9 protein-coding genes are annotated in these 11794 nt (G+C 58.7%); 3 read left to right on the top strand and 6 right to left on the bottom strand.

Annotated features, from left to right (window positions below; genetic code table 11):
* Together AB1E42_RS08560 and AB1E42_RS08565 are read left to right on the top strand one after the other, a co-directional pair.
* Entirely contained in the window at nt 1-1011 is a 1011-nt protein-coding gene (locus tag AB1E42_RS08560) for a branched-chain amino acid ABC transporter permease (protein WP_368346397.1), read from the top strand.
* A complete protein-coding gene (locus AB1E42_RS08565; RefSeq protein WP_368343830.1) occupies nt 1008-2312 on the top strand; it encodes a branched-chain amino acid ABC transporter permease in 1305 nt (434 codons plus the stop codon). Before AB1E42_RS08560 ends, AB1E42_RS08565 begins: the two co-directional genes overlap by 4 nt.
* 66 nt (nt 2313-2378) lie before the next feature.
* On the opposite strand, the gene AB1E42_RS08570 is transcribed toward AB1E42_RS08565, so the two are convergent.
* Nucleotides 2379-3254, bottom strand: coding sequence for an NAD(P)-dependent oxidoreductase (locus tag AB1E42_RS08570; protein WP_368343831.1), 876 nt, complete (start codon nt 3252-3254; stop codon nt 2379-2381).
* 89 nt (nt 3255-3343) lie between these two features.
* On the opposite strand from AB1E42_RS08570, the gene AB1E42_RS08575 reads away from it, so the two are divergent.
* Nucleotides 3344-5815, top strand: coding sequence for a penicillin acylase family protein (locus tag AB1E42_RS08575; RefSeq protein WP_368343832.1), 2472 nt, complete (start codon nt 3344-3346; stop codon nt 5813-5815).
* Here the strand turns inward: AB1E42_RS08575 and hflX are convergent.
* From hflX to AB1E42_RS08600, 5 genes are all read right to left on the bottom strand, one after another.
* The gene (gene hflX / locus AB1E42_RS08580) at nt 5812-7083 is read right to left on the bottom strand and encodes a GTPase HflX (RefSeq protein WP_368343833.1); all 1272 of its coding nucleotides are present in this window, start codon (nt 7081-7083) and stop codon (nt 5812-5814) included. The two genes, AB1E42_RS08575 and hflX, sit on opposite strands and share 4 nt — an antisense overlap.
* Before the next feature lie 5 nt (nt 7084-7088).
* On the bottom strand, nt 7089-7322 hold the full coding sequence (gene hfq / locus AB1E42_RS08585) for an RNA chaperone Hfq (protein ID WP_368343834.1): 234 nt from the start codon (nt 7320-7322) through the stop codon (nt 7089-7091).
* 96 nt (nt 7323-7418) lie between these two features.
* Nucleotides 7419-8936: a TrkH family potassium uptake protein gene (locus tag AB1E42_RS08590; protein ID WP_368343835.1), complete on the bottom strand. Its 1518-nt coding sequence runs from the start codon at nt 8934-8936 to the stop codon at nt 7419-7421.
* The gene (gene trkA, locus AB1E42_RS08595; protein WP_368343836.1) at nt 8936-10312 is read right to left on the bottom strand and encodes a Trk system potassium transporter TrkA; all 1377 of its coding nucleotides are present in this window, start codon (nt 10310-10312) and stop codon (nt 8936-8938) included. The genes AB1E42_RS08590 and trkA overlap by 1 nt, the downstream gene beginning before the upstream one ends.
* A 72-nt stretch (nt 10313-10384) precedes the next feature.
* Nucleotides 10385-11791 carry a sigma-54-dependent transcriptional regulator gene (locus AB1E42_RS08600; RefSeq protein WP_368343837.1) on the bottom strand — a complete coding sequence of 469 codons (1407 nt, stop codon included), beginning with the start codon at nt 11789-11791 and terminating at the stop codon, nt 10385-10387.
* Nucleotides 11792-11794: the final 3 nt, after the last annotated feature.

Here is an 11794-nt window from a genome sequence, read left to right on the forward strand (position 1 = left end):
ATCGACTTCCTGAACGGGCTGGTGGCCCTGACCAATTTTGTGATCATTCCGGCCACGGCCTATGGCGCGCAGCTGGCGATCGGCGCGTTGGGCGTGACGATGATCTACGGCATCCTGCGGTTTTCGAACTTTGCGCATGGCGACACGATGGCCTTTGGAACGATGGCGACGATCCTCGTGACGTGGTGGTTTCAATCGATGGGGCTTAGCTTGGGGTTCTTGCCGACAGCCTTGCTCGCCCTGCCCTTTGGGATCGCGGCGACCGCGGCGCTGGTGCTTTTTACGGATAAGACTGTTTATCAGTTTTACCGACGCCAGAAGGCCAAGCCGGTGATCCTCGTGATCGTGTCAATGGGTGTGATGTTTGTGCTCAACGGGGTGGTACGCTTCATCATTGGTGTGGACGATCAAAACTTCAATGATGGCGAACGCTTCATTATTACCGCGCGTGAGTTCAAGCAGATGACGGGGCTGAGTGAGGGTTTGGCCTTTAAGACCTCGCAAGGGTTGACCATCGTAACGGCGGTGATCGTTGTGGCGGTGCTGTTTTGGTTCCTCAACAAGACCCGCACCGGCAAATCAATGCGCGCGTTTTCGGATAACGAGGATTTGGCGCTGCTTTCGGGGATCAATCCAGATCGCGTTGTAATGGTGACTTGGCTGATCGTTGCAGCACTGGCGACCGTGGCAGGGACGCTCTACGGGCTTGATAAATCCTTCAAGCCGTTCACCTATCTGCAATTGCTTCTGCCAATTTTTGCTTCGGCCATCGTAGGCGGCTTGGGAAGCCCGCTTGGCGCGATTGCCGGCGGTTTCGTGATCGCGTTTTCGGAAGTGACGATCACATATGCATGGAAAAAGGTGCTGACCTACTGGGCGCCGGAATCGTTGGAGCCTTCGGGCCTGATGCAACTTCTTTCCACCGATTACAAATTTGCGGTGTCATTCGCGATCCTTGTGGTCGTTCTTCTGTTTAAGCCCACAGGCCTGTTCAAGGGGAAATCGGTATGACCAACAACATGCGAACTGTTGCGCTTTTCGCCGGTATGGCGGTTTTGCTGATTGGCACCGGAATGGTGCAAGGCTGGAACACGGCGCTCCTCGTCCTGAACATGGGGCTGATCTCGGCGATCATGTCGCTGGGGGTGAACCTGCAATGGGGTTTTGCGGGGCTGTTTAACGTCGGTGTGATGGGCTTTGTCGCGCTGGGTGGCTTGGCCACTGTGCTGGTCGCAATGGCGCCCGTAGGCGAGGCTTGGGCTGCTGGCGGGTTGCGGGTGCTGGCGGGGCTGGCGCTTGGTGCCGCGACGATTGTCGGCATGGTGCTTATTGCAAAGCGGATGGCCGCGGGGCGGACCCGCACCATCGCGATGATCGCGTGGCTGATTGTGGGCTTTTTCCTCTACCGTGCGGTGTTTGACGGTGGCGTCGGCGCTGTTGAGGCGATTGACCCCGCAGCGACGGGCTATCTCGGCGGGCTGGGGTTGCCAGTACTGCTCGCGTGGCCGGTTGGCGGGGTGCTGGCGGCAGGTGCAGCGTGGATCATTGGCAAAACGGCCTTGGGCCTACGGTCGGATTATCTGGCGATTGCCACGCTGGGGATTGCAGAAATCGTCATTGCCGTCATGAAGAACGAGGACTGGCTGGCGCGTGGCGTGAAAAACGTCATCGGTATACCGCGGCCGGTGCCTTATGAAGTTGACCTCCAGCAAAGCGAGAGCTTTGTCGAGCGTGCAGCCGGATTGGGGATGGACCCGACCTATGCCTCCACGATCTTTGTGAAGCTGTCTTACGGCGTTTTGTTCACCATCGTTCTCGTCATCCTGTTGTGGATGGCGCAATCGGCGCTCCACAGCCCTTGGGGCCGGATGATGCGGGCGATCCGTGACAACGAAACCGCCGCTGAAGCAATGGGCAAGGATGTCACGCGGCGGCATTTACAGATCTTTATTCTGGGGTCCGCTGTCTGTGGTATCGCTGGCGCGATGATGACGACGCTGGACGGGCAGTTGACACCGGGCACCTACCAGCCACTGCGCTTTACCTTCCTGATCTGGGTGATGATGATTGTCGGCGGTTCGGGGAACAACTTTGGCGCGGTGCTGGGCGGTATGTTGATCTGGTGGCTGTGGGTGATGGTGGAGCCGATGGGCCTGAGCTTTATCCAGTTCATCACTTCGGGCATGGCCGAGGATAGCGGCCTGCGGGCGCATCTGCTGGACTCGGCTGCGCATATGCGCCTGATGACGATGGGCTTGATCCTGATTTTGGTTCTGAGATTTTCGCCGCGCGGGTTGATCCCCGAGAAATAAGCATTGCATAAGCACGAAAAAGGGCTGCGAAATAGCTTCGCGGCCCTTACTATTTGGAGGGATTACTCAGCTGTCGAGCTTGCGCAGGCGGGCAAAGAGCGAGGAGGTATCCCATCGGCCACCGCCCATCTTTTGCACTTCTTTGTAGAACTGATCGACAAGCGCTGTGACCGGAAGGCTGGCGCCGTTTTCCTCTGCTGTATCGAGGCAGATGCCCAGATCCTTGCGCATCCAATCAACTGCAAAGCCGTGCTCGAAATGACCGTCAAGCATCGTTTCGTGACGGTTGACCATTTGCCAGCTACCAGCGGCACCACCGCCGATTACCTCGATCACGGCGCGACCATCCAGACCGGCCTTTTCGGCGAAATGCAGCCCCTCAGACAGACCCTGAACGAGGCCCGCGATGCAGATCTGGTTTACCATCTTGGCAAGCTGACCTGAACCGCTCTCACCAAGGCGCTTGCACAGCTTGGCATAGGCATCAATCACCGGCTCGGCGCGGGCATATTCGGCCTCATCGCCACCGCACATGACCACAAGCTGGCCGTTCTCCGCACCCGCTTGGCCACCGGAAACAGGGGCATCAACGAACGCAATCTGCGCATCGGCCGCAGCGGCGAACATTTCGCGGGTGACAGCGGCGGAAACGGTGGTGTGGTCCACGAAGACAGTCCCAGCCGCCATCGCGGAGAATGCGCCATCTGCCCCAGTGCAGACAGAGCGGAGATCATCGTCATTGCCGACGCATGCCATGACAAACTCTGCGTCCTTGGCCGCCTCGGCAGGTGTTTTGCCGAAGTTGCCACCAAATTCGGCAACCCATTTTTCGGCCTTGGAAGTGGTGCGGTTATAAACTGTGACCTCGTGTCCGGCCTTTGCCAAATGACCGGCCATTGGGTAGCCCATCACCCCTAAGCCAAGAAACGCTACTTTCGCCATAACTTCTCCACTCCCTCTTTCCCGTTGATGTTGTTCCAGATAGGTAACGACAAGCAAGGCAGGGTCAATAGCAGACAAGTAGACGCGGGATGGGCACAGTCATCAAATGGCTTTTCAGAGTGACGGCAGGGCTGTTTGGCCTGCTGGTCGTGGCTCTGTGGATCGCCTATCTTTTTGCCGCGCGTTCGTTACCCGATTATGACGAGGATTTCACGGTGCGGGGGATCATGGCCCCTGTCGAGATCGTGCGGGACAATTCCAACGTGCCGCATATCTTTGGGGCGAGCGATCCGGATGTCTATTATGCTTTGGGGTTTGCCCATGCGCAGGACAGGTTCTGGCAGATGACAATGCTGCGGCGCACCGTACAGGGCCGCTTGTCTGAACTGTTCGGGCCGCGCACGCTGGAAATCGACAAACTGTTGCGGCGGCTTGATCTGCACAGTCTGGCGCGGGAATCGGTCGCGGCGCAAGATGACTACACGACCGCCGCGCTGGAGGCCTATGCGGCCGGTGTGAATGCGTGGCTGGAGCAGATCAACAACGGCGCGCGTGGGCGCGGAGCGCCGGAGATGTGGGTGTTCAATCACCCTGTCGCGCCGTGGCAACCCGCGGATTCTATCGCGATCTCGAATCTGATGGCGGTTCAACTATCAGGCAACATCCAAGACGAGGTTTTGCGGGCGCGGCTATCGCTGATGGCGGGCGCGGAGAGCGTACCGGACCTGATGCCCGACGCACCGGGGGACGCGATCACGGCCCTGCCCCGCTATGCGGAACTCGTGCCAAATACGCCGCTCTACACGCCTAACATGCGGATGGCAGAAAACGCGCTGTCACCTGTTTCGACGCGGGAGCTTGCAGGTGCATCGAACGCATTCGCGGCCGCGCCATCGCGCTCAACAACCGGATCGACCCTGCTGGCAAACGATCCGCACTTAGAGCTGACAGCGCCCGCGATCTGGTATCTTGCGCGCCTTGAGCTGCAAAGCGGTGGGGTCATCGGCGCGACGATCCCCGGGATACCTGTGATCCTGAGCGGAAGGAACACGAACCTCGCTTGGGGGGTGACATCGGCCTATCTCGACGATCAGGATGTGTTCATCGAGGAGGTCAATCCGCGTAACCCCGATGAATACCGCACAAGCGAGGGCTGGGCGCCGTTCCGCACGCGGGACAGTATTATTCCGGTTGCTGGTGAGCCTGCGGTCACGATCAAACTGCAATGGACGGAAAACGGGCCGGTTCTACCGCCCGATCAATATGACCTCGGGACGATCCGGCCCCCCGGCCATGTGACGACCGTTGGCTGGACCGTCTTTGACCCTGCAAACACGAACCTGACCGCCGCAATGCGGTTGATGCGGGCCGATAGCGTTGAGGCGGGCATCGCCGCGATGGAGGGTTATACTGCGCCCGCGCAAAACCTGATGCTGGCAGATCGCAACAGCATCGGTTTCAAGCTTGTTGGGCGCATGCCAGCGCGTGACCCGAACCATCAGAGCCTCGGACGCCTGCCCACCTTCGGCTACCTGCCTGAGAACCAGTGGAAAGGCACCCTGCCCTATGCCGCCAATCCCGAGTTCATCGACCCTGATGGCGGCATTTTAGGAAATACCAATAACAAGACGGTTGATCGCCCCTTCCCCGAGCATGTGTCGTTCAATTGGGGAGATACGCAACGGATCAACCGCTGGCGGCGATTGATGCAGGTGCGCGAAGTGCATACGCGCGAAAGCTTTATCGAAGCGCAACTTGATACGGTAAGTTTCACCGCGCGCGCGCTGTTGCCGTTGGTCGGCAAAGATCTGTGGTTCACTGGCGAAGCCGCGCCAGAGGGTACGATCGAACGCAAGCGGCAGATCGCGCTGGAAATGCTCGCTGAATGGAATGGCGAAATGAACGAACACCTGCCGGAGCCGCTGATATACGCGACGTGGATGCGGCATTTGCAGGATCGCTTGATCCGCGACGAGCTAGGCCCGTTGGCGGATGAGTTTACGCATGTCGAGCCGCTGTTTATCGAGCGGGTGTTCCGCGACACCGATGGCGCAGCGCGCTGGTGTGATGTGCTCCAGTCGGCGCCGGAGGAAAGCTGTACCGATCTGGCGCGGATTGCGCTGGATGAGGCGATCATCTGGCTGGACGAACGCTACGGCACCACGCTGGAATCCCTGCGCTGGGGAGATGCGCATGAGGCGACACATGATCACCCTGTACTGGGCGAAGCGCCGCTCCTGAACTGGTTCGTGAATATCCGACAATCGACATCGGGCGGCGACAACACCCTGATGCGCGGCAAAACTGCCGGTGAAGGGCCAGATCCGTATCAGAATGTGCACGCGGCGGCCTATCGCGGTGTTTATGATCTGGCGGACCCTGATAGCTCTGTCTTCGTGATCTCTACAGGACAATCGGGACACCCACTGAGCCGCCATTATGACGATCTGGGTCAGCTTTGGAGGCGGGGCGAATATGTGCCGATGGCGCTTGATCCCGCGTTGGCGCGGGCGGCGGCGGTGGGGATTTCTGTCCTCACGCCGGAAAGTAGCGCCCGCTAGAGGCGCGAAAAGCGGGTTGCCTGTAGGCCGCTCCAGAGCACGTTCAAGCGGTAGCCTTCATCGGTCATTTCTTCGCTTTGCACGACGCCTTGATCATAGAGCCAAGCGCGCTTGCGGCCCTCGTTGAAGCCGAGTGTGAACTCGGCCTCGGTCCGCGCGGGTTTGAGACGCTCGGCAATCGTGGCAACGAGGTCGTCGATCCCTTCGCCCGTCCACGCTGACAGCGCAAGGATGTCATCGCGGCGCGCGGCAACCTCGCGGGTGGCGGCGCGCTCTTCGTCTGGCAACAGGTCGATCTTGTTCCAAATCTCCAACTGCGGCGTTTCGTTTGTTACGCCGAGACTGCCAAGGATGGCGAGCACGTCCTCGGATTGCTCATCGGATTGTTCGTGACTGATATCGCGGACGTGCAGGATGAGATCGGCCTCGAGCACCTCTTCCAGCGTGGCGCGGAAAGCGGCGACAAGCTCTGTTGGAAGATCGGAGATAAAGCCCACGGTATCTGACAGGATGACCTCGCTGCCATCTGGCATTTCCACGCGTCGCATCGTTGGGTCCAATGTGGCGAAGAGCATATCTTTCGCCATCACATCGGCACCCGTCATACGATTGAAAAGCGTGGACTTTCCGGCGTTGGTGTAGCCGACCAGCGCGACAATCGGGAAAGGTACCTTAGCGCGGGATTTGCGGTGCAGTTCGCGGGTTTTGACGACGCGGTCCAGCTGCCGCCGCAGCCTGACAAGTTGTTCGTCAATGGCGCGCCTGTCGGCCTCGATCTGGGTTTCGCCGGGACCACCGACGAAGCCAAGGCCGCCGCGCTGACGTTCGAGGTGGGTCCATGCCCTGACGAGGCGCGTACGCTGATAGCTGAGCGCCGCCATTTCGACCTGAAGCACGCCCTCGCGGGTCCGTGCGCGGTCGCTGAAAATTTCGAGAATGAGGCCTGTCCGGTCGAGAATTTTGACCTTCCACGCCTTTTCGAGATTGCGCTGTTGGACGGGCGTCACCGGACCGTCAATCAACACCAGCTCCACCTCATTATCGCTGAGCAGCGTTGCAAGCTCCTCGACTTTGCCGGAGCCAAACAACATGCCGGGCTGCGCCTTTGGCAAGGGCACGACGGTCGCGCCGACGACATCGAGATCGGGCAAAGCGGCAGCAAGCGCCACGGCTTCTTCGAGCGCAGGCCCGCTATCACGCCGCGACCTGTCGTTCTTCAGCTCGGGATGCAGAACCCAGGCCCGTGTGACGGGCCTATCATGCTCCATTCCGGTTACTCTTCCCCATCATAGAGATTGATTGGCTGTGCCGGCATGATCGTGGAAATCGCGCTTTTATAGACCAATTGCGACTGCCCATCGCGGCGCAGCAACACGCAAAAGCTGTCAAACCAAGTGATGACGCCTTGCAACTTCACGCCATTGATCAAGAAAATTGTGACTGGAACTTTTATCTTCCGGACGTGATTCAAGAACGCATCCTGAAGGTTTTGTTTATCGGCAGCCATCGATTATCCCTTTATTCTTGTCGTCGTGGACCGGTCGCCCTCGTGCTGTAAGTATGTAGAAGCTATGGCGGAGTTTCCAGAGCAAAATTCAACCGATCAGCGACGCCAGAATTCCGGATTCAGCATCGCAATAATGGCAAGCGCTTCGAGACGCCCCAAGATCATTGCCAAGGAAAGCACAACCAATGCGGGATCAGGCAAGCCAGAGAATGCAATCGGCGCTTCGCCTGCGATCTCTGCCAGCGGGCCTGTATTGGACAGTACAGCAACGGTGAGCACCATGCCTGTCTCGAATTGGACACCGAAGAGCGAGAGCAGCACGATGGTGGCGGCGATGGAAAAGGCAAACAGCATGAAGAAGATCCACGCGACATATGCCCCCTCGCGCCGAATCCGGCGTGCGGTCTGCCCTGCGCCACCGATGGAATGGGGATGGACGAGGCGCTCCAACTCGCGCTGGCCATGTTTCATCAAAGCGTAAACCCGGAGGAGTTTGACCCCGCCTGCCGTGGTCGCGATACCGCCGCCGATGAGGGACAAGCCGACAAGAAGTAGCCCCGGTGTCGAGAGGCCGGACCAATCGGTCGCCCCGAGCCAATGGGCAGATTCGAAGCCGGTCGTCGTCAGAAACGAGGTGACGGTGAATAACCCGCCCCAGAACGCGAGAAAAATATTCGTGGCTTCTCCAGATGCCTCGGCATCGTAAGCGCCAAGGAAATGCCGCGCAAAAAGAGCGACCGAGACAAACCCTGCAAGAGAAAGCCCGAGCCGCAATTCGGAATCACGCCAAAAAGGGATGCGTTCCTCCGCAATAAGGCCACGGCTGTAAGTCAGGCGCGATAAGGCGAAGACAAAAAAAGCAAAGACCAGAACTTCACCTACCAGCCCTGACTCCGCGCGATAAAACCCGCCAACGGCAGAAATGCCAGAGGTGGATAAGGTCGACATCGCATGCACCAGTGCGGCTGTTGGGGCCTCACCGGCGATGAGAAGCGCGATCCAGAGCACGACCGTTAACGTTGCATAGAGCGGTGCGAGAGCAACACTTATCCGGCGCAAGCGGTCGGCGGGCGCGACGCGCTGCACGCCGCCAATTTCCGACCAATCTGACATCTCGGAAAACCGGTCACGAATTTCGAACCCACCGATCGACATTGGTGCAAAAATCGCCAGCGCGCAGATCCAGAACAGTAAACCACCCAGCCATGCGACAATGCCACGCCAGAGATGGATCGTGGAGGGCAAGAGCCAATAGGCATCGAAAACCGTTGCGCCTGTTGTCGTCAGGGCGGACACCATTTCGAACCACGCATCAAGGAAGGAGGCGTATTGCACCACCTCGTTCACTGGCACAGCCAAGACAGCGGGCAATACCACGAAGGCAGCCAGAAGCCCGACAAGCAAAGACGGCGCCTCCCGCGCGGGGCGGTAGTTTAAGGTGCTGATGACGAGAAGCCCTGTGAAGATGACGACCAAGAGGCCGGAGTAAAAGAACACCCGGCTTGTTTCGATGTCACCGATCGCAGCGCCATGAGCCGCGGGAACGAACATCGCCAGACCGCCGATGCCGATCAACACGACGAGGAATGGAAGCTCTGCAATCCGCGCGAACATTAGAAGTAGTCAATCGACACTTGCAGGAGGCGCTCAACCTCGGGAACATCACTTGCCATTGCGAAGATCGCGATGGAGTCGCCTTCGTCGATGCGCAGAGAGCCGGTTGGCTTCACGACCTTTCCGTCCTTCAGCACACCACCCAAGAGCACGCCTTCGGGAAAGGCGATATCGCGCAGTTTTTGCCCCGCGATGGGGCTGGTGCCGAGAACTTGCGCTTCGATCATTTCAGCCTCGGCATCACCGATGGAATAGACACCACGAACGCGCCCATGACGGATGTGGCGGAGGATGGAGCTGACGGTGGTGGCGCGCGGGTTGATGTAGGCGTCGATATCCAGCGGGCCCATTAATGGAACCAGAGTGGGATCGTTCGTGAGACAGATCGCCATCGGGCAGCCTTGCGACTTCGCCCGCACTGACGCCAGCATGTTGGTCTTATCGTCATCCGTAACCGCCAGAACCGCATCTGCGGACGAAACGTTCGCTTCCTCCAGAAGGGCGGCATCCAGACCATCGCCGTGGAGCACGATTGTCCGCTCAAGCGCGTCGGCGGCGCGTTCGGCTTGTGCGCGGTCACGCTCGACCATCTTTACGCGCACGCGGTCGGCGCGGCGCTCAAGGCGCTTGGCAACGGCGAGGCCCACATTGCCGCCACCGATAATCACCACACGCTCCTGTTTGGCTTGACGTTTACCAAAAATTTCCAATGTGCGGTTCAGGTCTTCGCGGTCGGTAAAGACATAACAGCTATCACCGGCAAATATCTGATCGCCCGCCTCGGGCGCGAAGAGCGTACCATCGCGGCGGATTCCGACGACGATTGCTTTCAGCGTCGAAAAGAGATCGGTCAACTGGCGCAGCGGTGTGTTGATTACAGGGCAGGTTTCATCAATGGTGATGCCGATAAGCTGGCCCTTGCCATCGAAGAAGTTCTCCGTATCGAACGCCGCAGGTGCTGCGAGGCGCTGCAAAGCGGCTTCGGCGACCTCTTTCTCAGGAGAGATCACCACGTCAATCGGCATGTGATCGCGGCGGTACAGATCGGAATAGATCGCGTCCAGATAGCCCTGCGCCCGCAGGCGGGCAATCTTGCGCTGGATCGAAAACACCGAATGCGCGACCTGACAGGTCACCATGTTCACTTCGTCGGAATGGGTGGCGGCGATGATCATATCCGCATCGCGGGCGCCGGCGCGGTCGAGCACGTTGGGGTAGCTGGCATGGCCCACGATGCCGTTCACATCCAATGTCTCGGATGCGCGGCGCACCAATTCGGGATTGTTGTCTACCACGGTGACGTCGTTACGCTCACCGGCAAGGTGACGCGCGATTTGCCAACCGACCTGCCCTGCGCCGCAGATGATGACCTTCATGATCCAAGACCCCGTCTGTCAGAGCAAAAGGCATGGCAGATGGCTGTTGTTGGGTCAATTCCAATGTGCATTTTAGCTGTCGTTACTATCGACGTGGGCCACGCGCGCGCCGGATTTGTTGGAGGTGACGACGCCAAGCGACTTCAGTTTGCGATGCAAGGCGGAGCGCTCCATTCCAACGAATGCGGCGGTACGGCTGATATTGCCGCCGAACCGATTGATCTGGGTAAGCAGATACTCCCGCTCGAACAGTTCTCGGGCCTCCCGCAACGGCAAAGTTGCCAGTGCGCCACCGAGAACGATCGGGCCTTCAGCATGATCGCCTGAAGGATCGTTTTGCGGCAATTCACGGGCCGAAATGGGGGACTCGCCATCGCCGAGGATCAGCACCCGTTCCATAAGGTTCTTCAATTGGCGCACGTTACCGGGCCAGTGCATCGTCTGCAAAAGGGCGCGGGCATCATCAGCCAGTTCGCGGATGGGGAGCCCTTGAGTCTCTGATAGCTCCTTTATGAAATGCTCCGAGAGAAGCGGGATGTCCTCTCTGCGTTCTTCAAGTGAAGGCACCGAAATGGGCACCACATTCAGCCGATGAAACAGTTCCTCGCGGAAGCGGCCCGATTGAATTTCGGCTGTTAAGTCCTTGTTTGTGCTTGAAACAAAGCGGATATCAACCTGAATTTTGTCACTGCTGCCAACCCGCTGGAAACGCTGGTCTACAAGAACGCGCAAAATTTTGGACTGCGTTCCGAGGGGCATATCCGCCACTTCATCTAGGTAGACGACTCCACCATTCGCCTGCTCAAGCATGCCCAACTCGACGGCGCCCTCCTCGCCCTCACGCCCGAAGAGAATGACCTCCATCTGCTCCGGTTCTATGCTGGCGCAATTGATCGTCACGAAGGGCGCAGAGGCGCGCGAGGAATTCTGGTGGATATAGCGGGCCGCAACCTCCTTGCCCGACCCTGCCCCGCCGGAGAGCATCACACGGCCGTTCGACTTGGTGACCTTGTCGAGCTGGATACGCATGGCCTTGAAAGCGGCGCTCTCACCGATCATCTGCGCGACAGGCTTATCTGCTTGCTTCAATTCCTTGTTTTCGCGCCGCAAACGCGAAGTTTCCATCGCGCGGCGGATGACGACGAGGAGCTGGTCGATATTGAAGGGCTTTTCGATGAAATCGTATGCGCCCTGCTTGATCGCTGCGACGGCAATTTCGATATTGCCGTGGCCTGAGATGATCACCACTGGCACCTCGGGGTGATCGCGTTTGACGCTTTTGAGGATGTCGATGCCGTCCATCCCGCTGTCCTTGAGCCAGATGTCGAGGATCATCAAAGCAGGCTTGCTCTTTTCAATCTCTGCCATGCATTCATCGGACGTCCCCGCAAGGCGTGTTGTGTAGCCCTCATCCTTGAGAATGTCCGAGATCAGTTCGCGAATATCACGTTCGTCATCAGTAATCAGAATATCGCCCATATC

It is taken from the genome of Pelagovum sp. HNIBRBA483 (assembly GCF_040931995.1).
Classification (GTDB): domain Bacteria; phylum Pseudomonadota; class Alphaproteobacteria; order Rhodobacterales; family Rhodobacteraceae; genus JAEPMR01.